This is a genomic window from Phormidium yuhuli AB48, from assembly GCF_023983615.1.
Taxonomy (GTDB): domain Bacteria; phylum Cyanobacteriota; class Cyanobacteriia; order Cyanobacteriales; family Geitlerinemataceae; genus Sodalinema; species Sodalinema yuhuli.
The window spans coordinates 4297603-4323812 of record NZ_CP098611.1; the positions used below are offsets into that span (position 1 = coordinate 4297603).

Here is a 26210-nt window from a genome sequence, read left to right on the forward strand (position 1 = left end):
ATGACCATTGCAATGACTTCGACTCCGAATGTGGCTACTCTCAAAGAGAACCCCATTCTCTGTTATTACACGAACCGAACTGGAAAAGTTCAGGTTGTCCGGGTTTCCAACATCCCCAATTGGTATTTCGAGCGAGTTGTGTTTCCGGGACAGCGTTTGATTTTCGAAGCATATGAACAAGGCCAATTGGAAGTCTACAGTGGCGCTATGGCTAGCGCCGTGTTAGCGGACTCCATCAGCTGCAATCGACTGCAAATTAACCCCCTCGAATAATCTGCACTCTCCCAAGAACAAAGCCTAGGAATGGGATTGACCTTCCTAGGCTTTTGTCATGTTTTCTAGACGTCTTCCATCCAATGTTTCGCCCGTTCCACGGCTTTGAGCCAGGTTTGATACTGATCTTGCACCTGGGGTGCATTCTCGCTCGGTTCAAACACCCGGTCGATTTGTCGGCGCTCAATCAGTCGGTTATAACTATCATAGAAGCCACTGACCAAACCCGCTCCAAATGCCGCTCCTTGGGCCGTGGCGTCGAGAATTTTGGGACGTTCTACGGGAATCCCCAACAAGTCCGCTTGGAACTGCATTAAAAAGTCATTTTGGGAGGCGCCGCCATCCACCTTAAGGCGACTGACGGGGTTCTCGCAGTCACGGTTCATCGCATCCACCACTTCCTTCACTTGATAGGCGATCGCCTCAAGTACTGCTCGTACCATATGTTCACCGCGTACTCCCCCTGTAATCCCTTGGAAAGACCCCCGTGCATTCATATCCCAATGGGGAGCGCCTAAGCCGCTTAACGCCGGGACGAAATACACCCCATTATTCGTCTGAGCCTGTTGGGCCAAGTTCTCCGTTTCCGCCGCACTGGCGATCAGTTGTAAGCCATCCCGCAGCCATTGAATACAGGCCCCGGCCGTAAACATCGCCCCTTCAAGAGCATAGTTGGTAGAGTCCTCTCGACTCCAGGCCACGGTTGAAAGGAGTTGATTTTGCGATCGCGCCACCTGGTTCCCGGCCTGAGCAATCAAAAAACAGCCCGTTCCATAGGTGCATTTGAGGAACCCCGGGCGATCGCAGCCATGGGCAAATAACGCCGCCTGCTGGTCTCCAAAAATTGCCAAAATCGGGATCTCATCCCCAAACAAATTCGTCGTGCCAAACTCCCCTAATGAGGGTTTAATCGTTGGCATCATATGGGGAGAAATGCCAAACAAATTCAGTAACTCCTCATCCCAATTTCCCTGTTCTAGATTCATCAACATCGTGCGGCTAGCATTACTGCTGTCCGTTGCATGAACCTGACGATTGGTAAGATTCCACAACACCCAAGAGTCAATCGTTCCCGCAATGACATTCTCAAAGTCAATTTGAGGACGACGTTCCCGCACCCAATCGAGCAACCAAACCAATTTTGTTGCCGAAAAATAGGAATCAAGCACTAAGCCAGTCCGTTCTTGAATGAACTCAGCCCTTCCTTGACGACGCAAGGAATTACACAGCGGGGCCGTGCGGCGATCCTGCCAAACAATTGCTTTGTGAAGAGGTCGTCCAGTATTTTTATCCCAGAGCAAACAGGTTTCCCGCTGAACTGTTAGTCCAATCGCCGCCACCTCTTTGGCGCTGACATCAGCCTCATCTAATACATCTTCGGCACAGCCGAGAGTATCTTGCCAAATCTCCACAGCATCATGCTCCAACCAGCCGGGTTCTGGATAATACTGTTTCAATTCCTTATAGGATTGTCCCACCACTTCCCCATCGCGATCAAAGAGAATTGCCCGGTTTCCAGTGGTTCCCAAATCAAGGGCTAAAACGTATCGTTTATCGGTTGTCATAATCAATAATAGGTAGGGAGGATGCAGCTTGACATTGTATCAACTGACCCCTCTCTTGTGACCCCAGATATAAGTTTAGCTACAATAATTATAATTTCTTTATATTTCTAGCCTATCTCCCACTAGACCAGACTTCCGAGTTCTCTGAGTGGAACGCCAGTTGCCACAACGTGCTCGGCCTCTCCAGCTTCAGAATATAAGGTTAGGGCAATGTGTTGTTTTTCGGTCTAATTTAACATAACTTACCTCAATGTTCATCCGCCTGCCTCCTATCGTCTTGTCAGACGAAACCGCCATAGCTAGAAAGAACAGGGGGGTGCATCGCTGCCGATACATCCCCCGTATTCACCTTTCTCGTAGCGCTCTAGGCTATCTTTATTTAGCCGCGTCGGTGAGTTGCGTTAACACCTGATTGGAGCGATTGATAAACTGTTTCATCCCATCGGCGTCAAAGCCTTTCTGAGACATCAACGCCAAATCATAGACATGATGACAAATCAGATTCGCTAACTCCGAGGAAGGAGACCCCTCACTGGTGACAATTCCACCCTGAGCGATGTTGGCCAGATTCTGAATCATCGGGTGAGCGGTGTTGACAACCAAAATATGCTCTTCGGGGAAGTCAGACTGTTCCTGCTGCAACAGGGCCGTCATATCTCGCAGACGACGCATGGCTTCGGGAAGTAACACCATGGCCGGGGGAGAGGCTTGAGCGTTGTCCCCTTTCAACGATTCGGTGCGAATGGTGAGTTTGGGTTTGTTGAGGGCCGTCTCAAACAACTCTTTTACCTGTTCGCTACGGGTTTTGTTGGTGTTGGGGTCAACAATTTCACTGTCGGAGTCGCCACTGACGAGGTTCTCATCGAGTTCTGAGTCAACTCGGGAGAATTTGACGTCGGAATGGTCCCGTTCGAGGTAGCTGATAAAGTGGGTGTCGATGAAGGAGTCCAGGAAGAGGACTTCTAAGCCTTGGTTTTTGTGGAGTTCCACATAGGTGGCTTGGGTGACGGCGTCGGAACAGTAGTAGACGCGGTTCTCATGGCGTTCTTTGTTCCGTTCGAGATATTCCGCCAGGGTGGTGTAGGATTCTCCGTTTTGGCTGATTCCACCGTCGGCGTTGACATCTTGCCAAGCATCCCCTTCGGTTTCGACTTGGACGTTGGCGCTGTCACTGTCACCGGCGCTTAAGTCAGCGGTGGTTTTGTAGATGATGAGGTCCTCGATTTGTTTCTTGAACTTTTCATCGTTGATGTAGCCAAATTTAACGAAGGTCCCTAGATCTTTCCAGCACTTGAGATACTGGGGTTTGTCTTCTTTATACAGTTCTTTGAGGCGATCGGCGACTTTTTTGGCGATGAAGTCGGCAATTTTGCGGACTTTGCGATCGACTTGTAGGGCGCTACGGGAGACGTTCAGGGGAATGTCAGGACTGTCGATGACGCCGCGCATGGGCATCAGGAATTGAGGCACGATTTCTTCGCAATGGTCACTGACAAAGACGTGGTTGCAGAAGAGTTTAATGTTGCCTTTGGTGACATCTACATCGGGTTTCAGTTTGGGGAAGTAGAGGATGCCGTTAATTTCAAAGGGATAGTCGGTTTTGAGGTGAACCCAGAGGAGGGGTTCTTCTTGGAAGGGATAGAGATAGCGGTAAAATTCGAGGTAGTCTTCGTCGGTGAGATTGCTGGGAGATTTGCGCCAAATGGCGGGTTGTTCGTTGAGGATTTCCCCTTCAAATTCGATGGGAACGGGCATGAAGTCGCAGTAGGTTTTCACCAACTGGCGGATGCGAGGGGATTCGAGATACTCGGTTTCTTCGTCTTGTAGGGTGAGGGTGATGGTGGTTCCGACGTCTTGGCGATCGCTCTCGGTGAGTTCAAATTCTGGGGACCCGTCACAGATCCAATGGACAGCTTCTGAACCCTCTTTATAGGATAGGGTGTCGATTTCGACGGTTTTGGCAACGATGAAGGAGGAATAAAAGCCTAAGCCAAAGTGACCAATAATGGGTTGGTCGGCGCCGCCGCTATATTTTTGCACAAACTCCTCGGCGCTGGAGAAGGCGACTTGATTAATATATTTTTTGACTTCATCGGCGGTCATGCCGATACCGTTATCGCTAATGGATAGGGTTTTGTTATCTTTGTCGGCTTTGATGACAATTTTGGGATGGTCGGTGTCACCGTCAAATTCTCCGGCGTAGGAGACCATTTTGAGTTTTTCAATGGCATCGACGGCGTTGGAGACGAGTTCCCGCAAAAAGATTTCATGGGCTGAATACAGCGACTTTTTGATGATGGGAAAGATATTCTCGGTATGGATTGTAATGTTGCCTTTTTCGAGGACAGTCATAATAGTTTGATGAGGATTGACAGAGGAATAAAAGGAATGGCATAAGCCTATTCCGATCCTGACGGGAATTGGTCAAAACGACAAGTGGGGAATTGCGAACTTTTCGTGCAATTCCCCAACGGATTGAGTTCGGATTTCCTCACTTGGCGATGGTTGCTGGGGAAATCTTAGTAATGGGTTCCGGTTTTGCGGTGATGAACGGCGGTTTGGGTGTCGGCGTCAGAGACATTCCCGGCGGCGACGGTGGCGTAAACGAGCCAATGGTCGCCACATTCCATGCGTCGTTGCACGGTACATTCGAGGCTGGCGATCGCATCTTCTAAGATGGGCGAGCCATTCTCGGCTTCACGGGTTTCAACGCCAGCAAATCGGTCTTCGCCGGGGTTGAAGGGTTTGAGAAAGTGCTTCATTAAGCCCAAATGCTTACCTTCGCCGAGGATATTCAGGGCGAAGGGACTCCCCTGATAGAGTAAGGACTCGATCGCCCGCTCTTTGGCTACGGCAACGGTTAGGCCGGGAGGGGTGAAGGTGGCCTGGGACACCCAAGAGGCTAACATAGCACTTGACAAATCACCCTGTTTTGTGGTAAGCACGCACAGCGACCCGACTAAACGACCGACGGCTTGTTCGACGTTGCTGGCGGGTTCGCGACGGGTACGGACTTTTTTGGCTTTGCGGATGGTTTGGGCGAAGTCGGTTCCAGCTTCTTCGCAGGTTTTGAGAATGACCTCGGTGGGTTTGAATTTGACGCGGATGGGGTCGAAAGCGAGTTGATAGCCGCCATTGCGGAGTTTGCTCTCTAAGAGGTCGATGGCTTCGCCACTCCAGCCAAAGGAGCCAAACACGGCTGCTGGGACGGTTTTGGGAACGGTGGAGAGGACAATTCCCAGGGCGGTTTGAATTTGGGTGGGAGCATGGCCGCCGAGGGTGGGGGAGCCGATGATGAAGCCGGAACAGTTTTCAACTCGGCGTTGGATTTCGTCTGGGGGGGTAACTTCGCAGTTAATGGCTTCGACGTTGACTCCGGCTTTGGTGAGTCCTCGGGCGATCGCCTGACCGATGGTGGCGGTATTGCCATAGGCGGAGGCGAATAGCAGGGCCACGGTGACGTCTTTCCCTTTCTGTTCGGCACTCCACTGGCGATAGGAGGCGGTTAAATCCCGCATCCCTTCCCGGACAATGGGACCATGAGCCGGTGCATAAAAGCGCACTGGGGGAAGGGAGGCGATTTTTTCTAGGGAGGTGGCCACTTGCCGGGCGTTGGGGGCCATGAGACAGTCGAAGTAGTAGCGGCGATCATTGGCATAGACCGATGAGCCTTCGTCGAAGACTTGGTCGCCGCAGACATGAGCGCCAAAGAATTTGTCGGTGTAGAGGATTTGGGTTTTGCTGTCGTAGGTGGCCAGTCCATCGGACCAGCGCGGGGTGGGAATGGGGGTAAAGAGAAGGCGATGACCTTGTCCGAGGTTGAGGGTTTCTTCGCCGCGCATGACTTTGATTTTGGCGTCGTAGCCTTCGTCGGCAAAGAAAGACCGTAGGGCGATCGCCCCAGGGTTGGAACAGACAAAGGTGAGTTTGGGGGCAATCTCCAGCAAGGCTTTCAGGGTGACGGCCCGGTTCGGGTTCACGTGACCCAAAATCACATAGTCGATTTTGTTGATATCCACCCGGTCTTTTAAGGTTTGCAGAAAAATCGGGGTAAAGGATTCTCCGGGAGGGTCGATTAGAGCGGTTTTGTTACTTTCGATGAGATAGGCGTTGGCGGTTGTGCCTCGCTGGCGGGCATATTCAATTTCAAAGCGGAGTCGTCCCCAGGTGCGCGATCGCAAGATTCGCGTATTTTCGGCAATGGGTAGAACTTGTACGTCTCTAGGTTTGTCAGTCATGGGAGGAAGGCAAGAGGCAAAAGGCAAGAGGCAAGAGGCAAGAGGCAAGAGGCAAGAAAAGCCAGTAGCGATGACCCACTCCTGACCCCTCCTAGGAGGGGAAGGGAATAGGGGGTGTTCTCTATTGGGGGGTTAGTAGTGGTTGCCGACTTTGCGGTGATGGACGGCGGTGCGGGATTCGGGTTTGGAGACGCGACCCTCTTCAACGGTGCTGTAGACAATCCAATGGTCGGAACATTCCATGCGGCTGGCGACGGTGCATTCTAGGTAGGCTAGGGCGTCGGCGAGGAGGGGGGAACCGTTTTTGGCGGTTTGGGTGTTGACTCCGGCAAAGCGATCGGCACCGGGGGGAAAGCGTTTGAGGAAGTGCTTCATCAAATGCTGATAGTTGCTCTCTTCTAAGACATTTAGCACAAAGCGATCGCCGACTTGCATGAGGGATTCAATGGCGCGGTCTTTGGCGACGGCAATGGTTAAGCCGAGGGGTTTGAAGCTGGCTTGGGACACCCAGGAGGCCAGCATCCCACTGGTAATTTCCCCTTTTTGGGCGGTGATGATGTAAAGTCCACCGCTTAAGCGACCGAGGGCTTTGTCGAGGTCACTGTCGAGGGCTTTCATCTTTTTGATGGCATCTTTGCGGGTGAGCAATTGAGCCATGTCCGTCCCGGCTTCTTCGCAGAGTTGATAGGTTCCTTGACTGGGGGTGTCGGTAATGCGGATGGGGTCAAAGCCGGGTTTGAGTTTGAGGTCGCGGAATTTGCTAACGAGGGGGTCGATGGGTTCGTCGTCACCGCCGTAGCATTCAAAAACGCCAAAGGCTTGTTTCTCATGAATGGCGGCCACGAGGGTTCCTAGGCCGTCGAGGGTGGCTTTGGCCACATCTCCTGAGGCGGGGGGGGTTCCTAGGACAATTCCGGCGCAACGGGAGACGAGTTCGTGGACTTCTTGAGGATCGGCGTATTTGAGATCCATCATTTCTACGGCGACGCCGGCTTTGGTGATTCCGTGGGCGATCGCTTGGGAGAGGCGATCGCTATAGCCATAGTCGGAGATATAGAAGACGGCGACGCAGGTTTCGGCGTTGGCTTTTTCGTTACTCCAGTCCCAATAGCGTCCGGTGAGTTCGCTGACGTGATAGCGCAGGATGGGGCCATGGCCGGTGGCGATGGTTTGGATGTCGCCGAGTTTTTTCATCCGTTTCATGGCCGAGATGACTGATCGCGCGTTGGGAGCCATGAGACAGTCGTAGTAAAACCGGAAGTCTGGCTCGATGGGTTTTAGGTTCTCGTCGTAGGTGGCGTCGGAACAGTAGTGCATCCCAAACGCATCACAGGTGAACATGACCTGGGTTTTCTGGTCATAGCTAAAGATGGTGTCGGGCCAGTGGAGGTTCGGGGCGTTGACAAACTCGATGATATGGCCATTCCCCAGGTCTAGGGTGTCGCCGTTTTTGACGATCTGTTTCTCGAAGGGTTTGTGAACCAGGTTTTCTAGAAATTGAATGGCGACTTTGGCCCCGACGACGGTGGCGTTGGGGGCCAGTTCCAGGACATCTCGGACTAAGCCACTGTGATCGGGTTCGGTGTGGCTGATGATCAGATAGTCGATGTCTTGGGGATTGATGAGTCCTTTGAGGCTGTCGAGATAGAGTTGGCGAAATTTCTCGTGGGACGTGTCGACTAGGGCGACTTTCTCACTCTGGATGAGGAAGGAGTTATAGGTGGTTCCGTTTTGTAAGCCAAATTCAATGTCGAAGCGATCGCGCTCCCAGTCGAGGGAACGGATAGCAGTGGTGTCAGCGGCGACCTCCTCGACTTGCATGGTGAGGCGTTTTTGGCTGGGAGCGGCGGCTACGACCATAGGGATGACCTCTCTTATTTTCGTTTTGTTATGGGTCTATTATTACACATCTGTAACAATTTCAGGCATTAAAACAACCTATAGGTTGCATAAAAGGGGATAAAATGGCGATTGATGTTATCCCCCTTGGGGGTTGATGCACTGGGCATTTTGGGCGTGTTTGCAGACTTTGTTCCAGAGGTCGGCCCGAGTTCCCGGGGGACCGAAGGAGAAGAGGACGCGATCGCCCATCGGCAAGGTTTGGATTCGCACCTTGCAGACGGGGCAAGTTTGACAATTGGGGTCAGACATAGCAATGGGGACGTTAGAGAATCGGGTGCAGGGTCTCGGAACTCTCGTCATCGAGACCAGCAAGTTCCGAGAAATCCTCTCCCCGTCCTGACCGTAACACAGCGGCTTCATCCTCCATTGCAGCTTCCAAGGTTAAACCGTCGTCCTCACTCAAGGGAGAAGTATGAGGAGCCAGTCGTTCCTCGTCGGGGAATGAATCATCGCCCGACCTCTCAGCGGCTTGCAAAGGGGGGACATTATCCTGGGAAAAGTCCTCAGACAGCTCATCATCCCCTCCCGTCAGGGTTGGAGACTCTGGGAGATAGGAGGGAGAGGTGGAGGGGTCGTCTGGGGGGGTTAACAAGACGGGATCGACCCCTAGGGAGGATTCTAGTGTTTCTAATGGTTCGCTCATGGTAATTCTTCAGAGTGACTCACGACGGCTGGGAAGGCGATCGCCCTCATTTCCTAAGTTGTAGCCTGAATTTAATTATCTTTAAAGATTTTCTTGAAGTTTTTGTTACAGGGACGACGGACATAAGGGGTATGAAACGGCCGTCCCCGGCTCTATTTATTATATCGCAGGGACGCTCCGGGGTGGCCTCTGTCTTACGGTCAGGACAATTGACAGACTGCCCTTGAGGTAAGCTATGATTGGCACTGATGAATCGAGGCAAGGGTCATGGAGGTTCACAGTAATCGTCGTCAACCTCTCTCTGAAATGGAACAGAAAGCACTTTCGGACTTGGCAAAGCGAGCTAAAAAAGCTTTGGAAGATGGTGTAATTTCCCGTCAAGAGCGGGATGCAATTGTGGCAGCTATTTATGCGGATGGTAAGGTTTCTGTTGAGGAATGTGCGATTTTTCGCTCGATTCAAGAGAAGATTTGGCAAGGAGAAGTGCTCATCGCTGAATCATAATCATTTTCTTTATGGCTTGGAGGCCCAACTCTTGCAAATTGCCGAATGTCGGTGCGATCGCCATGATGTTTGCATACTGGCAAATCTAAAAAGCTGGGCTAAGTAACAAGTCCAAACGGTAGATAGGGGACGTTTCAAGTGAGTCTCAGCTAGAAACTCAACTGAGAAAACTCACCCCAGCTGCTGGCTTTAGTCCACTCCGTTTAATGACCTCCAATTCGTCCAGTTTTACGTTCAAGAAATGTTTTCGCGATCAGCGTGATTGCCGCCAAGCACGCCAGGACAACCGCAGCGGCATAAGAGGACTGGGTTTGGTATTGGTTGTGCATTTCCTCCACATATAAAGGCAGAGTTTGAGTTCGACTAATTAGATTTCCAGAGACAACAGCAACCGCACCAAACTCTCCCATAGCCCGAGCATTAGTCAAAACAATTCCATATAGTAAACTATAGCGAATTGACGGGAGGGTCACGCGCCAAAATGTTTGCCAGTCATTAGCTCCTAACGTTTTTGCCGCTTCTTCCTGTTCCTGTCCAATTTCCTCTAATACAGGTAGCACTTCTCGGGCTACGAAGGGCATAGAAACAAATGCTGTGGCAAGCACCATGGCGGGAAAAGCAAACATAATACGAATTCCCCAAGATTCTAAAATCGGCCCAAACCAGCCATGACGACCATAGAGTAATACCAGCATCAACCCTGCTACCACGGGAGAAATGGAAAAGGGCAAATCAATGACACTTAACAATAACGTCCGTCCTGAAAAATTCTTATGACGGGCTAATGCCCAAGCGGTGACCACCCCAAAGATAACATTTAAGGGGACGACTATCAAGGCAATTTGCAACGTCAAACCAGCAGCATGACGAAACTCTGGGGATTTTAAAGTTCTGAAAAACGGCTGTATACCATCGGCAAAGGCTCCGACAAAGATATTAATAGTTGGGATAAAGAGAATTAGGCTGATGAAGCCAATGACCGCTATAACCAGGGCAACTTCTCCTGAAGTCACAGGTGAATTTACTCCCTGCGATCGCGTTGACTGAATCCAAGATTTTGGACGCAAAAAATTGCGAGTTGCGCTCAAAACAGAGTGCAAAGAGTATTGATGAGTGAATGAGTTGGATTTCATAGATATTAATTATCAAAACTGGGGATAATAGAGGGTAGCAACAGCAGTGATTAGACCGGTGACCGGAAAACAATTTGCATCAAGTCAATGGGTTACATTTGTTCTCTAGACCTCCCCCAACGTTGTAAGACGTTGATAATCAATAAAGAGATTAAAGAGACTAACAGCATGACCGTGCCAATCACCGCTGCTCCCGCAATATCAAACTGTTCCAGCCGTTGAAAAATTAAAACGGGTGCAATCAAATCCTGAAAGGGAATATTCCCTGAAATGATAGAAATTGAGCCATACTCTCCCACAGCTCGGGAAAATCCCAGAGCTACACCCGTGAGAATTGCGGGCAATAATGCTGGTAGTAAGACACGGCGAAAGGTTTGCCAACGGGAAGCGCCCATGCACCAAGCTGCCTCTTCTAATTCAGGTTCTAACTCTTGTAAAACAGGTTGAACTGTCCGGACGACGAAGGGTAGGGAAATGAAAACCATCGCAACGAGAACCCCCAGACGAGTAAAGGAAATCTGAATTCCTAAAGGAGCTAAGAGGGACCCAATCCACCCGGTCTCGTTATAAACCATGGTTAAACTCAATCCAGCAACAGCCGTGGGTAAGGCAAAGGGTAAATCAATGGCAGCATCAACAATACGCTTACCCGGAAACTGATAACGAATCAGAACCCAAGCGATCGCCACCCCAGTGATTCCATTGAAAACAGCAGCGAGTAGGGCAGTGCTAAAGGTCACTTCATAAGCAGCCAAAGCAATAGGCGTTGTTGCAATTCGCCAGATGTCCGGGGGGCTAAGTCGTTGGGTGTATATCACGACTGCCGCTAAGGGAAGGAAAACCATAAACCCTAGATAGATGCCAATTCCCCACCAGTACCAAGGAATCTTCTGGAGCCAGGACGCTGAGGGTTTATCAGAGGATGGAAGAGATGGATTGATCATCTTCAAGAAAACTCCAATTCGTGAAATAAAACGTAATCCAAAAAAGAAAATAACTTGAAGGAATCTTGCTCTTAGGCAACCCGGCAAGAACTTCACAGAACAACAGTGAGAACAACAGTGAAAACAAGAACAACAGTGAGAACGAGAGGCAAGCATCAACACTTAATGCCTGAGGCTGGACTGAATATCATTAAAAGCTCGCCTGAATATCATCAAACATTGCACCATCCGCAAAAAACTGCTCTTGGACAGTATCCCAACCTCCAAGGTCTTCAACTGTGAATAGACCACTTAGGGGGGGATATTTCTCACTAAATTCCTCAGCTACAGATTCATCAACAGGACGGAAGCCCACTTTGGCAAATTCTCGTTGGGCTTCAGGGGTATAGAGAAAGCGCACAAAGGCTTCAGCAACTTCCCGGGTTCCATGTCTGTCTACATTGGCATCGACGACGGCAATGGGGTTATCGATGGAAATGTTACTTTTAGGAATAATGTAGGGCAACGTTTGTCCCTGCTGCTGGGCTAATAGAACCTCATTTTCATAGTTAATTAGAACATCTCCTTGTCGTTGTTCATAGAAAATATCTGTGGCTTCACGGGCATTGCGAGGTAAAATCGGCACATTTTGATAAACCTGTTTGACAAATTCAAAGGCTTCTTCTTCAGTCCCTCCATTCTTAATTTTGTCACCCCAGAGAACCAGGAAGTTCCAGCGTGCCCCACCGGAGGTTTTGGGGTTAGCGGTGATCGCCCTCACGTCATCTCGGGCTAAGTCGTCCCAGCCTTGGATATTTTTGGGGTTGCCATCACGGGTAATGATAGCGGCAACGGAGCGATGGACAATGGCATTATTGGGGGCTTCATCTTCCCAGCCGGGTTCGATTAGACCCGCTTCTTCAATGGCTTGGGTATCCAAGGCCAGGGCTAATGCCACTAGATCAGCGCCTAAACCATCAATGACCGCTCGGGCTTGAGAACCCGAGCCTCCATAACTTTGTCGGAAGACCACCTCTTGATCATGTTCAGCCTTCCACTGCTCAGCGAACTGGGGAATGATTTGCTCGTAGGCAGCACGGGTGACTGCATACGAGACTAGGGTCAGTTCAACCTGATTCCCGCTGGCGGCCCCGCCACAGGCAGAAATCACCCAGCTTAAGGTTGTCCCCACGAGGAAGAGGGCAACACTTTTTTTCCAGATTTTCGATCTATCGATTAGGCGTCTTAAACCTCGGCCAGTACTGATTTTCATCGGTTTCTTCCATAAATCTACGGTTCACAGGTCGGAATACCGTGTTTTGTGTGATTGTGATTGTAGCACGGTTTTATCCTGTGTCAATCATAGCCGAATTGAAAAACATTTGAGATTCACTTGCAATTTAACTTAAGATCGGGTACTCTGGTTACAGAGAACAACAGCAGTGGTCATGGCAAAGCCTGCGAATCCTCCGAACATGGCAACCATTGCGGAGGAGGTAGCCCGGAGTAACTATCTATTTCGGGGCATCGATCAAACTCAGTTAGCAGAGTTACTGAACTCTGGTGGTGTCGCTCGGCAAAAACTTTATTCGAGCCGACCGGTCTACACCGCGTTTCGTCCAGATACGTCGACGGATGTCTTATATGTTGTGATCAGTGGAGGGCCTGTCATTGTCCGCAGTACCCCCTTGGATCGCATCATCACGTTGACCTATCCCGGGAGTTGTTTCGGGATGCGTAACCTAGCTCTGGCTTATGGACGAGTGAGTCGTTCTTTTCCCAGTTTGGTGGAAGCCTATAAGACTACGGATGCGATTGAGATTCCGGTTGAGATTGCCAAGACTTTATACACTGAGAACGAGACGTTTCGAGAACGCTACGATTATCTGTTTGAATTGCGGGAGAAATTTCAATACCACCTGCTTAATTGCAGTACCTATCCTCCCCAAGCTGTGGCAGCTCTTTTGAGAGCTTTAATCTATCAAGAGCGCTCATTAGGAAATCAACCTCAGGCCGATGGTTTCTATGTCTTTGATTTACCTGTGGATATCATTGCCCGCAGTGCGCAATTAAACCATCGCACGGTTGAGCAAGTCCTTAAGGGGATGCGTCGCCAAGGACTCATCTTGCCACCCCAAGATAATGATCCGTCCACAGATACACTTCGGGTTGCCGATGCGGAAGGTTTGAAGGAAGTCTATAGTGCCACCCGAGATAAAGTGGACTGGTGGCCTTTGAAATAGACATAAGTCCACAGCCTATCTGAATTTGAACTATTTTTCCCAGCCAATGATGGGATCTGTCGGGTCGTGCCATTTTTGCCACGCTCCCTATCTCTGATGAATTTTTTGTAGGCGATCGCGCCAAATTTTAGCCATGACGATTCAAGTCAACCATCTTGTCAAACGATTCGGAAATTTCCTGGCCCTTGATGATGTTAGCCTGTCAGTGAAAACGGGAGGTTTAGTCGCTCTTTTAGGACCTTCTGGCTCAGGAAAATCGACCTTGCTGCGGTCAATTGCTGGCTTAGAACAGCCAGATTCTGGAGAGATTTATCTCGAAAATGGGGATGTCACTCATGCCAAAGTTCAGGAGCGTCGAGTTGGCTTTGTTTTTCAGCATTACGCCCTATTTAAGCATTTGACCGTTCGACAAAACATTGCATTTCCTCTTCAAATTGCCCGTCGTCCTAAGAACTATGTTCGCCAGCGAGTGGGAGAGTTGTTGGATTTGATTAAATTAGAGGGTTTAGGCGATCGCTATCCAGCTCAACTCTCCGGTGGACAACGACAACGGGTAGCCTTAGCCCGAGCGTTAGCTGTTGAACCCCGTGTTTTGCTCCTTGATGAACCCTTTGGGGCTTTGGACGCCAATGTTCGCCACGACTTGAGGGTCTGGCTGCGTCGTCTCCATGATGAAGTTCACGTAACGACGTTAATTGTCACACATGATCGTGAAGAAGCGATGGAAATCGCCGATACCATTGTAGTCATGAACCAAGGACGCATCGAGCAAGTGGGAAGTCCTCAAAGCTTATATGATCAGCCCAAAAATCCTTTTGTCATGGGCTTTCTCGGTCCAGTCAATGTCTTGGCGAGCGATCGCATTACCCCTATTTCTAACGGTGATCGGCCCCTCAGAAATGAGCCAGTCCTTTTTCGTCCCCATGATATCCAAATTAGTTTGGAACCTGATGTGAACACTCATCCAGCCGTTGTTGGGCGTATCATCTATATGGGTTGGGATGTCCAGGTTGAGTTGTCTTTGGCAGATGGAAATATCATCCAGGCGACTTTAAACAGTGATGAGTTTCGTTCACTCGGACTAACGGGTAAGCAGAAAGTCTATCTATCCCTGAAACAGACCAAGACCTTTGCCGACGCTCCGACAAACTATTCCAAAACCCATGTTTAGAGCGAGTAGCAATGTAAAAAATCTCAGTCGAGACAGTCCCCATAATCCCTCTAGAGTTCGAGATCATCTTGCTAATGAACGAACGTATCTGGCTTGGATTCGCACTTCTTTAGGTCTAATGGGGATTGGTATTCTTCTAGCTCGTTTGCGTTACCTCATCCCCAACCTATCTCCGGGAACAGGTCACAGTTGGCTTCTTGGTTTAGCAACCTCATTTTTGGGTTTAATGACAATCATTGTGTCTACCCATAACTACTTTTCTGACCAACAGTCAATCGACAAAATCAGTTATACTCCTGTAACAAAGTGGATTCTCTTTTTCAGTTCTTTTTTGCTTTTGATTGGCTCAGGATTGATTTACACGATTCTCATTTTGCCAGTTTTACCATAGTCCGAATCTTTTTTATTCACCCTATTTTTTCAACACCCATGGCTAATACAATCCATCAAACAATTCGCCTTTGTATTCCCAAGAAATATCAAAAAGAACCGATTATCTCAAAATTGATTTCTGAGTATCACTTGAATGTTAACATTTGTGCTGCTTTGCTCGGTGCCGATAGTTATAGTAGCGGCTGGTTTGACCTTGATCTTGACGGAGAAGAGAATTCAATTCAAGCTGCGATCGCCTATCTCACAGATTTAGACGTTCTAGTAAAAACGTCAGAAGAACAGTACTAGCACATCTAGAAGTTTTCCCTTCCTCAACACACCGCAAACTATTTTGCTCAATTTTTATGTTCATTTTGGGTAACTAAAGTTATGAATCAGTTTGTTTCTTCAGAACGCTCAGCTATCGGATCTGATAGGGGTAACAAGACGGTTTCAGCTTATCCATTTTCTGATTGGGTAGGTCAAAAAGTTACCAGCAGCCCACCCAGTTTTATTTCTAGGCGAAATTATTTGCCAGGAGATCCCAATTTTCTTTGGTTGATCCGAAAAGGATTTGTCCGCACATTTACTTATACTGAAAATGGGGGTACTGCGACACTAGGAATTTGGGGGAGTGGTGATATTATTGGTCCTTCCCTGTCATTGGTTCCCTGCTACTTTATGGAATCCATAACCTCTGTAGAAGCCCTCCCAATTTCCACAAAAGAGTGGCAGCCTCCCTTGGAGATAATTCTTAAGTATTGGCAAGAAACAGAGTGCTTACTTTTGGCTCGTGCAGAGATGAGTGTGAGCCTTATCTTGATGAATATTTTGAACTGGCTTTCAAAACGATTTGGACAACCCAACCCTAATGGTTTATTGATTGACTTAAATCTTACACATCAGGATTTATCAGATTTATGTGGAACAAGCCGGGTAACGATTACTCGTTTGTTAAAACAATTTGAGGAAAATGGTGTAATTTTTAGAGATTCTCGTAAAATCACGTTAGTTTCTACAACAAAACCTTGGCATTACGAAATCTGATATTGAGGGAAGGACTTCGCCAATGAGCTAGTGTAAATATCCATTAAGTGGGGGGATGAGGTGTGAGTGCTGATTGACTGACAAAACTTTGAAAACAGGCATCCCAGCGATGACCCCTGTAGAGAGCCATAACTGAGTATTGGCAAGGCTTCTGCGGATTCATATCCAATGCCAAGATGGTTCACAATAAGGACACTCCAATTATAAAAGGCTGAAATCCAATCATGGTGAGGCTTTTTGAGCTTCGGACACAATCTTTTGTCAGTCAACCAGGGTGTGAGTGAGACCAGCGACAACCCATTTGCCATTGTGGTGATGGCGCACCTCAAAACCCAACAAACCCGTCATAATGGGAGAGAGCGCTAACGCTGGAAGTTTACCCTAATTCGAGGACTCTATCAACGAGGCTTTGAGGCCCGGGAGGTGATTAGTCTACTTCATTTCATTGATTGGTTGATGAATCTCCCCGAAGAACTCGACCAGCAACGGTGACAACAGGTCAGTCGGTTACAGGAGGAACAATCGATGCAGTATCTGACCAGCTTTGAACGTCGCGCTAGACAGGAAGGCATTGAACAAGGAGTTCGGCTGGGTAAGGTTGAATTAGTACGTCAACTGTTGAGTGAGCGTCTGGGTTCCTTGGATGCTGAGATGCTGTCTCGGCTGGACCAACTCTCCTCAAGTCAACTGGATGCTCTGGCGCGTCAACTCTTTCAATTCCAGAGTCTCGATGACCTAGAAGACTGCCTAGACCGCCTATTGGAGTAGGGGGTCAAACCCGATATGATGAAGAGATGGCTGTCTCAAAACACCTACGATGACCCAAGAGCCGAAGACCGACTACGATAGTCCTTGGAAACAACTGCTAGAAGACGATTTCCAGCAGTTTATGGAGTTTTTCTTCCCCGAGGCGGCGGCAGAAATCGACTGGGACCAACCCGTCATCTTCCTTGACAAAGAACTCCAGCAGGTGGTGCGCGATGCCGATTTGGGGAAACGCCTGGCTGACAAACTGGTGCAAGTGTCCCTGAAGCGGGGGGATGAGGTTTGGGTGTTGATTCATGTGGAGGTGCAGAATCAACCGGAGTCGAACTTTGCCGAGCGGATGTTTTGCTATTATTACCGGATTCGCGATCGCTACTCCCGCCAAGTAGCCAGTTTCGCAGTTCTGGGGGACGAGCAAGCCTCCTGGCGACCGCAGCAATACAGCGATGAGTTATTTAACTGTCGGCTGGATTTCCGCTTTCCCATCGTTAAGCTTCTGGATTACCAGAATCGCTGGGAGGAGTTAGAGGCCAGCGACAACGTGTTTGCCATTGTCGTGATGGCGCACCTCAAAACCCAACAAACCCGGCATAATGGGAGAGAGCGCCAACGCTGGAAGTTTGCCCTAATTCGAGGACTCTATCAACGAGGCTTTGAGTCCCAGGAGGTGATTAGTCTCCTCCATTTCATTGATTGGTTGATGAATCTCCCCGAAGAACTGAACCAGCAACTATGGCAACAAGTCAGTCGGTTACAGGAGGAACAACGTATGCAGTATCTGACCAGCTTTGAACGTCGCGCTAGACAGGAAGGCATTGAACAAGGCATTGAACAGGGAGTTCGGCTGGGTAAAGTTGAATTAGTACGTCAACTGTTGAGTGAGCGTCTGGGTTCCTTAGATGCTGAGATGCCGTCTCGGCTGGACCAACTCTCCTCAAGCCAACTGGATGCTCTGGCGCGTCAACTCTTTCAATTCCAGAGTCTCGATGACCTGGATGGATGGCTGAACCGCCTCGACTCCTAATCCCGAAAACCCAACCCCAGCCCCCCCAAACCTTCATAAAACGATACAATACCTTCTAACTAAAGGTAGAGGGCAATCTCCAACCCCTTGCGCCAGGATCGCACTCAGCGATTCGGAGAATTTTCTATGCGTTCCTTGCGAAACCCCCTACTTCTATTCGGGTTAACCCTGCTCTTAACCGGGGTGGTTGGACTCGGACTTCAGCGCGATCGCCCCGTCACTGCGTCCGAAACGCTCCAAGCCACCCCCAATCCTACGGAAATTGCCTTATTCGATAATCTTCCCGATGTGGATCTCGACGACCTCCCCATTCCGGATATCTCGGATATTTTGGACGAAGATCCTGCCCTCACCACCAGTTTGGACGACGTGAATCGAGACATTCCCCTTCTCGATGGTCGGGATTTTGGCGAACCCCAATCCCTGGCCGACCTTCCCTGGGAGCGCGATCGCGGCTACATCGCTCCCTCAGGACTCTATCAAGCAACCCTGGAAAGCTACTGTCTCCACGCGGGAACCCATGGCCCCGGTGAAGGGAATGGCTATGGTTATGCAACCCTCGATGGCCCTCGGGGAGAGATTGTCCGTAAGATTCTGCGGGAAGCCGTTAACTATCCTGAGTTTGAACAGCGGGATTTGCAAATGCTGCTCTGGGGGATTCTGGCCCAGACTCGCCTCAATGATATGGATGATAACCTCCAGGCGATCGCCCAGGAAATGCTCACCGATTCGGAAATCTCGGAAATCAACGGCGGCGCGTTAGGACTGATTCCTGATTCGGCGCGACGGGAACTGTTCGCTAACCTCCCCTCCCAGGTGCGAGATGTCCTCAATGCCAAAGCTGAAATCCGCGCACGACTCAGCCAAGCCAACGCCGTCTATGAAGAATTGCAAGATATCGCGGTGTTGACGGGAACCGTTCCTGAGGGAGAGGGAAGTCGCAATATCCCCCAAGACCGCTGGTCTCTGCATCCTGATGGCTATTTTGTTCGCTATTCTCCCTCGGGTTACCCCCGAACTCAGGTGGATATCCTTGTTCCTCGTCCGGTGCGAGTGGTCCGAGATGACCGCCACCGCATCACTGCAATTGATTATGGTGATGGCTATGGGGTGCAAACGGAGTATGACGATGAGATTGGCGCTATCTCTGTTCCTGGAGAACCGGATTTAGAGATATATCGCTTTAGTACCATTCGCCTGGTGAGTCCCGACGATACTCTGGAAGTGCGCGATCGCGGTTGGACCTTTGTGGGAACTCCCACAACGGGAGATGCAGACTTCTCCCAATGGTCTCATCAAGAGGTCGCCAGCCTCAACCTCCTGGCTCAACAAGGGTCTGTGGATTGGCAGGAGGCGCAGGAACGCTATAACCGGGCCCGAGAGACTCAGGAACAATTGGAAACCATGCGTAACCGTATGGATGAAGAACCCAACGCCGAGGATGTGGAGGATTTAACGGATTACGACCATTATGAAGATGGACTCGATACGGTCTTAGAAAATGACCGGGAAGCTCAGGGAGAATGGCTTGGAGAGCATTTGCAAAAGGTGCGTGAAGGATTTGCTCACGCGATTTGTGAATTGCGTAATCTCGGCAATCGGGCGGCTTGTGGCGACCCCGAACCCGACCCTGACCCCGACCCTGACCCCGAACGGGACCCGAATTTTAACCCCCGTCCCAATCCCCCCACAACCCCTATTAATCCTGGTGGTGATGGTGCGGTTCCTGGCAATACGCGCCGCCAGCGTTTGGGCATTTCCGGTCGGATTGCCTCTTAGATTGCATATCTCTTCTATTTTGTCAAGGCTAATTCCCGGCTAATTCCATCTGGGAAAACCGTAGGCGGGAACTTAGACTGCTCATGGTGCGATCGCCGATCCCGGTGGTCGCGCCTGAGTCTTTAAAATAAGGATGTGAGTGACATGACCGGAGGGACGCAATGCAACCAACCAATCCTAACCAATTTACCGAGAAAGCCTGGGAGGCGATCGCCCGTACCCCCGATATCGCCAAACAAGCGAAAAACCAACACATTGAAAGCGAACATCTAATGCAGTCCTTACTCGAAGGACAGGGACTCGCCAATAGTATTTTTAAACGTGCCGGGGTGTCTGTGGTCAACCTCGCTGACGCCACCCGCCAATTTATTGAAAAACAGCCTAAAGTCAGTGGTAGCAATGAGTCTGTCTATCTCGGACAGAGCCTCGACCAACTCCTCGACCATGCAGACGGGTATCGTAAAGACTATGGTGATGAGTATATCTCCATCGAACACCTCGTCCTAGCCTATCTCAAAGATAAGCGTTTTGGAAAACCCACCTTCCAAAGCTTTAACCTAAGTGAAGCGAAACTGAAAGAGACCATCCAACAAATACGCGGAACCCAAAAAGTGACAGACCAAAACCCAGAAGGAAAATACGACGCCTTAGAGAAATACGGACGGGATTTGACAGAAGCCGCCCGCACCGGGAAACTCGACCCAGTGATTGGACGGGACGACGAAATCCGCCGCACCGTGCAGATTCTCTCGCGACGCACCAAAAATAACCCTGTGCTAATCGGCGAACCCGGTGTTGGCAAAACGGCCATCGCCGAGGGATTGGCCCAGCGTATCGTCAAAGGAGATGTTCCTGAATCCCTGCGCGATCGCAAACTCATCGCCCTCGATATGGGGTCTCTCATTGCTGGGGCCAAATATCGCGGTGAATTTGAGGAACGTCTGAAAGCGGTTCTCAAGGAAGTCACCGACTCCGACGGTCAAATTGTCCTCTTTATCGACGAAATCCATACCGTTGTCGGTGCTGGGGCTACCCAGGGGGCCATGGATGCGGGGAACCTGCTCAAACCCATGTTGGCTCGGGGTGAACTGCGCTGCATTGGTGCAACCACTCTGGATGAATACCGCAAGTATATCGAGAAAGATGCCGCCCTAGAACGGCGTTTCCAACAAGTCTATGTCGATCAGCCTAGTGTGGTGGATAGTATCTCGATTCTGCGGGGCTTGAAAGACCGCTACGAAACCCACCATAACGTCAAAATCTCCGACAGCGCCCTGGTGGCGGCGGCGACTCTCTCAACACGCTATATCAGCGATCGCTTCCTTCCCGATAAAGCCATCGACCTCATCGACGAAGCAGCGGCGAAACTGAAAATGGAGAGTACCTCCAAACCCGAGGAACTCGACGAAATTGATCGCCGCATCTTGCAGTTAGAAATGGAGAAACTCTCCCTACAAAAAGAGAGTGACGATGCCTCGAAAGAGCGACTGCAACGCATTGAGAAAGAACTGGCCGACTGTAAAGAAGAACAGTCCCATCTCAACGCCCAATGGAACGCTGAGAAAGAACTCCTAGAAGAACGTAAAGGCCTCAAAGAACAAATTGACCGCCTCCATGTCGATATCGAAGAAGCCGAGCGCAACTATGACCTCAACCGGGCCGCTGAACTGAAGTACAGCAAACTCCCCGAACTCGAAAAACAACTCAACGAAACCGAGGCCCGCTTCGCCAATGCCCAAAATAGCGGTGAAGCACTCTTGCGGGAAGAAGTCACCGAGTCCGATATTGCCGAGATTATCTCCAAATGGACGGGGATTCCCCTGAGTAAACTGGTTGAGTCGGAGAAAGAGAAACTTCTCCATCTCGAAGACGAGTTACACCGGCGCGTGGTGGGCCAAGAAGAAGCCGTCACCGCTGTGGCCGACTCCATTCAGCGGTCTCGGGCCGGGTTGGCTGACCCCAATCGTCCGGTGGCGAGTTTCCTCTTCCTGGGACCGACAGGGGTTGGGAAAACTGAGTTAGGGAAAGCCCTGGCGGCCTATCTGTTTGATACCGAAGATGCGATCGTTCGCATTGATATGTCCGAGTATATGGAGAAACACACCGTTTCTCGTCTGATTGGTGCGCCTCCCGGATATGTGGGCTATGACGAAGGGGGACAATTAACTGAGGCCCTGCGTCGTCGTCCCTATGCGGTGATTCTCTTTGATGAGGTGGAAAAAGCCCATCCTGACGTCTTTAATGTCCTGTTACAGGTGTTAGATGATGGACGAGTCACGGATTCTCAAGGGCGGACGGTGGACTTCAAAAACTCCATCATTATCATGACCAGTAACATTGGTTCTCAGTTCATCTTGGATGTGTCTGGGAATGATGAGGATTATGATGAGATGCGATCGCGCGTCTTAGAGGCCCTGCGTGCCAATTTCCGTCCTGAGTTTCTCAACCGCATTGACGACACGATTATCTTCCATGCCTTAGAGAAGTCCCAGTTACGGGAGATTGTCAAGTTACAGGTGGTACGCCTGGAACAACGACTGGCGGACAAAAAGATGGCCCTGAAACTCTCCGAAGGGGCGATCGACCTGTTGGCAGATGTGGGATACGATCCGGTTTATGGGGCCCGTCCCCTCAAACGGGCCATTCAGCGGGAACTGGAAACCCAAATCGCCAAGGGGATTCTACGCGGGGAGTTCAACGAGGGCGATACGGTGTTTGTGGATGTGGAAAATGAACGCCTGGCCTTCAAACGCCTCCCAGCGGAGTTGGCGACGGTGTAGGGAGTTATCTCCCATGAGAGTCAGAGACCCGGTTTCTTGCAGAGGCCGGGTTTTTGGCGTTATTCTGGATGGTACAAGGAGATCGCGACATCATGTTGACCTATAAAGGCTACACCGGAAACATTGAGGTTGATACGGACAGCCGTATGTTTCACGGTTCTGTTTTGGACGTTAAAGATGTGATTGCTTATCATGGTTCTAGCTATGAAGAACTAGAGCAAGATTTTCGCGGGGCGATCGATGATTATTTAGAGTACTGTCGAGAGTTGGGAGAAACTCTTGACAAGTCCTTATTCTGACTTGTTCATCTCCTCACACTCCCAAGACTTAACCCTTCAAATCCTTATAAATCTGCTTAAACAGCCGTTGTTGTTCATTATGATTAACAATCGCCCGAGGATAACCACAAGCCTCACAATCCAACGGGGCAATATTCCCCGTCACTAAATCTTTCGTCTCCAAGGCGCGAATCTCCGGCAGCCAGTGGCGGATATACTCAGCCTCGGGGTCATATTTCTTGGCTTGACTCGCCGGGTTAAAAATCCGCAAGGGTTTCGGGTCCATGCCACTCGATGCACTCCATTGCCAGCCCCCATTATTCGCCGATAAATCGCCGTCAATGAGGGTTTGCATAAAGTATTTCTCCCCCCATTGCCAATTTATAATTAAGTCTTTGGTCAAGAAACTGGCAACAATCATGCGACAACGATTGTGCATCCAGCCGGTCTGATTGAGTTGTCGCATCGCGGCATCCACAATCGGAAATCCTGTTTTTCCCTCACACCAAGCCGCAAACTTCTGTTCATCATTTTGCCAAGGGAAGCGGTCCCAGGGTTCGCGATAGGGACCCTCAGCAAGTTCCGGGAAAAAGTACATGACCGTTTGATAAAACTCCCGCCAGGCTAACTCCTGCTGCCAGGACAAGATGTTATCTCGACCTTCATCACTCCGAGTGGTGTCCATCACCAACTCAGTGGCACGCCAAACGTCACGAATACCGATCGCCCCAAATTTCAAGGCCGGACTCAAACGAGAGGTTCCATCATTAAACGGGAAATTTCGCTGCTCATCATAACTATAAATTGCCTGATTACAAAAGGACTCTAACTGTGCTTTCGCGGCCGCTTCTCCCGGTTCCAAAATGAGCGGCGCATCCCAAGTAAAGCCTAAATCCCTTAAGCTAGGCAGGGCGATCGCCCCCACCCCCTCCAATCCCTGCTCGTCCTTCTCGCTCAGTCCTTGCAAGGAGTCTGGCGGGGTAATGGGTTGGTCTTTCGGCTGACGGCTCCAGTTTTTCCAATAGGGAGTATAGACTGTATAAGGCTTACAGTTATTACTGGTTCCTGTTAAGACCTCTCCCGGAGGATGCAGCAGTTGATCCCAACATTCGTGAACCTCCACGCTTTGCTGAGTTAAGCGTTCCTTAACCCGGCGATCGCGCTCCCGGCCATAAGGTTCTACATCCTGATTCCAATAGACGGCCCTCGCCCCTAAAGCTTGCGCTAGTTCGGGAATTTTGTCCTCGGGTTTACCCCGTAGAAATAATAAATGCCCGCCTAGTTCACGGTAGGCCTTTTCTAAGGACTCTAAACAACCCAATAGGTAAGCCATACGAGCCGGCGCAATATCATCTCGTTCCAGAATATCTGGATCAAAACAAAAGCAGGAAACGAGGTTAGGACTGTGTTCAAACGCTTCAGCTAAGCCAACATTATCGGTCAGTCGTAAGTCTCGTCGATGCCAGAATAAAACCAGGTTAGTCATAAGTGGGTATTGGGGGTTCAGATGGACTCCAATTTTAGGAAGGGGTTGGCTCCAAAACGAGTTATAGAAAGGGTTTCGCTAACAAGAAACTAGACATGGATTTAGAATCAACGGGTTCTCCCGCTAGAATCGCCGCGTCTAGGGCCTCGGGACGCATCAAAACCACTTCAATATCCTCATCCTCATCCTGTGCCGGAGGACGTTCCAACTTCTCTAGACCTTGAGCCAGATAGGCATAAATGATTTCATCGGAGTAACCCGGAGCTAGGATAAACTCCCCTAACTTCCGCCATTGACTGGCTCGATAGCCGGTTTCTTCTTCAATTTCACGGCGAATCGTCTCCCCAGGGTCTTCATTGACTTCTACGGTTCCGGCGGGAAACTCCAGAATACGCCCCTGGACTGCGAAACGATATTGTCGGACTAACACCAGTTCCCCCTCAGGGGTGACGGGAACCGCTAGGGCCCCTCCCGGATGACGGATGCACTCCCAGTCTCCTTCCGCGCCGTTGGGCAGACGTAAACGATTAACCTCAAAGTCAAACTTACGACCCCCAAAGAAGAGACGCTTTTTAAGGATTTCTGGGGATTCCTGAGCAAAAGACATAGACACTCACTCTAGCTTGACCGTAACTTAAGAAATTAAGTGTACATCAGAATAGTTTAACGCCTCTTGTAGCTGCCGGATCGAATTGCCTGAGCTGGGATCTCGCCAATGGGGGGCAATTTCGGCTAGGGGGACTAAGACGAACCCTCGCTCTGTCATGCGGGGATGGGGAACCTCTAACTGGGGATGCTTGAGGATGCGATCGCCATAGAGCAACAGGTCCAAATCTAGGGTTCTCGCGCCCCAGCGTTCCCCTCGCACTCGTCCAAACTCGGCTTCAATCTCCAAAAGCCTCTGGAGCAGTTCCAGAGGCTCTAGGGAGGTGGTCCCTATCACACAACCATTGAGATAATCCGGTTGGGGGGGGCCCACGGGTTTGGTGCGATACCAATGGGACTGTTGTAGGTTGTCAAGGAGCGATCGCAGACGGCCCACCGCTCCCTCTAATATCCCTCGCGAGTCGCCTAAATTGCTACCCAGGGCGATCGCCACTGATTCCTTCACCCTTTCACCGCTCCCGAGGTTAAGCCTTGAACAATCTTGCGTTGGAAGAACAACACTAACACCACCAGGGGAGCTGTCCCTAATACTGTTGCGGCTGCGGTGGTTCCATAGGGAACTTCAAAGATAGAGGCTCCCCCAAGTTGGGCCGCCGCCACCGGAATGGTTTGCATGGCATCTCGGGTGATAAAGGTTAGGGCGAAAATAAACTCATTCCACGCGAAAATAAAGGCCAAAATTCCCGTGGTGACCATCGCCGGGAGGGTCATGGGCAGGACAATTTTCCACAACATGGAGACGGTTCCATAGCCATCCACTTTCGCTGAATCTTCCAAATCTTTCGGTAACTGCTGGAAGAAACTTCGCATCACCAAAATTGTCAAGGGTAGGTTAATGGCGGTGTAGGGAACAATCAAAGCTAAGTAGTTATTCCCTAACCCAAAAAATTGGACCAATTCTAACAGACCCAAAAACAGGAGAATATAGGGGAACAAGGTAATAATCAGCACCAACGAGAGAATAATCCGCTCTCCCGGGAGTTTCAGCCGAGTCAGGGCGTAAGCTGCCGGTGCGCCGAACCCCAAACAGAGGAGGGTGGAGGTAAACGCAACAAAGGCACTATTGAAGATGTAGCGGTGGAAGGGACGACGGGCAAATAGGTCGGTGTAGTGAGTCTCTGTCAGTTGGTCGGGCCCGGGGAGATAGACATTGGGAATTGAGACGATCGCATCATTGGTCTTGATGGAGGTCAAAAACTGCCAAATTATTGGCCCGAGGCTAAAGGCTAAAACAAGGAAGACTGAAATCGGTAAGACCAGTTGGCTCCAGTTAAATCCTTGGGATTGCGGTTGAGATTTTGTTGTTGTCATAATAAAGAGGCAAGGGGTAAGAGACGGTAGGATGCGTCCCGGCATCAGTAGAGGTTTTGACCTAGGCTTATCGATTCCAACTTGCCGGAACGCATCATTTGGGCAAG

General features: G+C 50.1%; 25 protein-coding genes. 12 read left to right on the forward strand and 13 right to left on the reverse strand.

From position 1 onward, the window contains the following. Positions 1-12: 12 nt before the first annotated feature. Entirely contained in the window at positions 13-273 is a 261-nt protein-coding gene (locus tag NEA10_RS18530; RefSeq protein WP_252662816.1) for a DUF1830 domain-containing protein, read from the forward strand. 65 nt (positions 274-338) lie between these two features. On the opposite strand, the gene glpK is transcribed toward NEA10_RS18530, so the two are convergent. From glpK to NEA10_RS18560, 6 genes are all read right to left on the reverse strand, one after another. Next, positions 339-1838, reverse strand: a complete 1500-nt coding sequence (gene glpK, locus NEA10_RS18535; protein ID WP_252662817.1) for a glycerol kinase GlpK — start codon at positions 1836-1838, stop codon at positions 339-341. Between the two features lie 375 nt (positions 1839-2213). After that, positions 2214-4190, reverse strand: a complete 1977-nt coding sequence (htpG, locus tag NEA10_RS18540; RefSeq protein WP_252662818.1) for a molecular chaperone HtpG — start codon at positions 4188-4190, stop codon at positions 2214-2216. 167 nt (positions 4191-4357) lie between these two features. Next, on the reverse strand, positions 4358-6076 hold the full coding sequence (locus tag NEA10_RS18545) for a diflavin flavoprotein (RefSeq protein WP_252662819.1): 1719 nt from the start codon (positions 6074-6076) through the stop codon (positions 4358-4360). A gap of 132 nt (positions 6077-6208) precedes the next feature. Next, positions 6209-7936 (reverse strand): diflavin flavoprotein, encoded by a 1728-nt coding sequence (locus NEA10_RS18550; RefSeq protein ID WP_252662820.1) that lies wholly within the window; start codon positions 7934-7936, stop codon positions 6209-6211. A 117-nt stretch (positions 7937-8053) separates the two neighbouring features. Next, on the reverse strand, positions 8054-8227 hold the full coding sequence (gene nblD, locus NEA10_RS18555; protein WP_252662821.1) for an NblD family protein: 174 nt from the start codon (positions 8225-8227) through the stop codon (positions 8054-8056). A 13-nt stretch (positions 8228-8240) separates the two neighbouring features. Next, on the reverse strand, positions 8241-8621 hold the full coding sequence (locus NEA10_RS18560; protein ID WP_252662822.1) for a hypothetical protein: 381 nt from the start codon (positions 8619-8621) through the stop codon (positions 8241-8243). Between the two features lie 306 nt (positions 8622-8927). On the opposite strand from NEA10_RS18560, the gene NEA10_RS18565 reads away from it, so the two are divergent. Continuing rightward, complete coding sequence (locus tag NEA10_RS18565) at positions 8928-9125, forward strand: phage regulatory CII family protein (RefSeq protein WP_252662823.1); 198 nt, start codon at positions 8928-8930, stop codon at positions 9123-9125. 203 nt (positions 9126-9328) lie between these two features. Here NEA10_RS18565 and cysW read toward each other — a convergent pair whose 3' ends face one another. The 3 genes from cysW to NEA10_RS18580 form a co-directional block, all read right to left on the reverse strand. Then, positions 9329-10258: a sulfate ABC transporter permease subunit CysW gene (cysW, locus tag NEA10_RS18570; protein ID WP_252662824.1), complete on the reverse strand. Its 930-nt coding sequence runs from the start codon at positions 10256-10258 to the stop codon at positions 9329-9331. 92 nt (positions 10259-10350) lie between these two features. Continuing rightward, a complete protein-coding gene (gene cysT / locus NEA10_RS18575; RefSeq protein WP_252662825.1) occupies positions 10351-11202 on the reverse strand; it encodes a sulfate ABC transporter permease subunit CysT in 852 nt (283 codons plus the stop codon). A gap of 190 nt (positions 11203-11392) precedes the next feature. Then, the gene (locus tag NEA10_RS18580) at positions 11393-12454 is read right to left on the reverse strand and encodes a sulfate ABC transporter substrate-binding protein (protein ID WP_252662826.1); all 1062 of its coding nucleotides are present in this window, start codon (positions 12452-12454) and stop codon (positions 11393-11395) included. 202 nt (positions 12455-12656) lie between these two features. Between NEA10_RS18580 and NEA10_RS18585 the strand changes: the two genes are divergently transcribed. The 10 genes from NEA10_RS18585 to NEA10_RS18630 all read left to right on the forward strand — a co-directional run bounded on the left by NEA10_RS18585 (position 12657) and on the right by NEA10_RS18630 (position 22661). Continuing rightward, positions 12657-13424: a cyclic nucleotide-binding domain-containing protein gene (locus NEA10_RS18585; protein WP_252662827.1), complete on the forward strand. Its 768-nt coding sequence runs from the start codon at positions 12657-12659 to the stop codon at positions 13422-13424. Positions 13425-13557: 133 nt separating this feature from the next. Further along, the gene (locus NEA10_RS18590) at positions 13558-14595 is read left to right on the forward strand and encodes a sulfate/molybdate ABC transporter ATP-binding protein (RefSeq protein ID WP_252662828.1); all 1038 of its coding nucleotides are present in this window, start codon (positions 13558-13560) and stop codon (positions 14593-14595) included. Further along, positions 14588-14986, forward strand: coding sequence for a YidH family protein (locus NEA10_RS18595; RefSeq protein ID WP_374111805.1), 399 nt, complete (start codon positions 14588-14590; stop codon positions 14984-14986). Before NEA10_RS18590 ends, NEA10_RS18595 begins: the two co-directional genes overlap by 8 nt. A gap of 38 nt (positions 14987-15024) precedes the next feature. Continuing rightward, positions 15025-15276 carry an NIL domain-containing protein gene (locus NEA10_RS18600; protein ID WP_252662830.1) on the forward strand — a complete coding sequence of 84 codons (252 nt, stop codon included), beginning with the start codon at positions 15025-15027 and terminating at the stop codon, positions 15274-15276. A gap of 81 nt (positions 15277-15357) precedes the next feature. Then, positions 15358-16014, forward strand: coding sequence for a Crp/Fnr family transcriptional regulator (locus NEA10_RS18605; protein ID WP_252662831.1), 657 nt, complete (start codon positions 15358-15360; stop codon positions 16012-16014). A gap of 525 nt (positions 16015-16539) precedes the next feature. Next, the gene (locus tag NEA10_RS18610; RefSeq protein WP_252662832.1) at positions 16540-16782 is read left to right on the forward strand and encodes a DUF4351 domain-containing protein; all 243 of its coding nucleotides are present in this window, start codon (positions 16540-16542) and stop codon (positions 16780-16782) included. Positions 16783-16831: 49 nt separating this feature from the next. Then, positions 16832-17803 carry a DUF4351 domain-containing protein gene (locus NEA10_RS18615; RefSeq protein WP_252662833.1) on the forward strand — a complete coding sequence of 324 codons (972 nt, stop codon included), beginning with the start codon at positions 16832-16834 and terminating at the stop codon, positions 17801-17803. A gap of 126 nt (positions 17804-17929) precedes the next feature. Then, positions 17930-19582 carry a hypothetical protein gene (locus tag NEA10_RS18620; RefSeq protein WP_252662834.1) on the forward strand — a complete coding sequence of 551 codons (1653 nt, stop codon included), beginning with the start codon at positions 17930-17932 and terminating at the stop codon, positions 19580-19582. 161 nt (positions 19583-19743) lie between these two features. Continuing rightward, positions 19744-22362: an ATP-dependent chaperone ClpB gene (gene clpB, locus NEA10_RS18625; RefSeq protein WP_252662835.1), complete on the forward strand. Its 2619-nt coding sequence runs from the start codon at positions 19744-19746 to the stop codon at positions 22360-22362. A 68-nt stretch (positions 22363-22430) separates the two neighbouring features. Next, complete coding sequence (locus NEA10_RS18630) at positions 22431-22661, forward strand: type II toxin-antitoxin system HicB family antitoxin (RefSeq protein WP_252662836.1); 231 nt, start codon at positions 22431-22433, stop codon at positions 22659-22661. A gap of 28 nt (positions 22662-22689) precedes the next feature. Here NEA10_RS18630 and NEA10_RS18635 read toward each other — a convergent pair whose 3' ends face one another. From NEA10_RS18635 to NEA10_RS18650, 4 genes are all read right to left on the reverse strand, one after another. Further along, positions 22690-24126: an FAD-binding domain-containing protein gene (locus NEA10_RS18635; RefSeq protein ID WP_252662837.1), complete on the reverse strand. Its 1437-nt coding sequence runs from the start codon at positions 24124-24126 to the stop codon at positions 22690-22692. A gap of 61 nt (positions 24127-24187) precedes the next feature. After that, positions 24188-24733 carry an NUDIX hydrolase gene (locus NEA10_RS18640; RefSeq protein WP_252662838.1) on the reverse strand — a complete coding sequence of 182 codons (546 nt, stop codon included), beginning with the start codon at positions 24731-24733 and terminating at the stop codon, positions 24188-24190. A 27-nt stretch (positions 24734-24760) separates the two neighbouring features. Then, complete coding sequence (folK, locus tag NEA10_RS18645) at positions 24761-25237, reverse strand: 2-amino-4-hydroxy-6-hydroxymethyldihydropteridine diphosphokinase (protein WP_252662839.1); 477 nt, start codon at positions 25235-25237, stop codon at positions 24761-24763. Continuing rightward, positions 25234-26103 (reverse strand): carbohydrate ABC transporter permease, encoded by an 870-nt coding sequence (locus NEA10_RS18650; RefSeq protein WP_252662840.1) that lies wholly within the window; start codon positions 26101-26103, stop codon positions 25234-25236. The genes folK and NEA10_RS18650 overlap by 4 nt, the downstream gene beginning before the upstream one ends. Between the last annotated feature and the right edge of the window lie 107 nt (positions 26104-26210).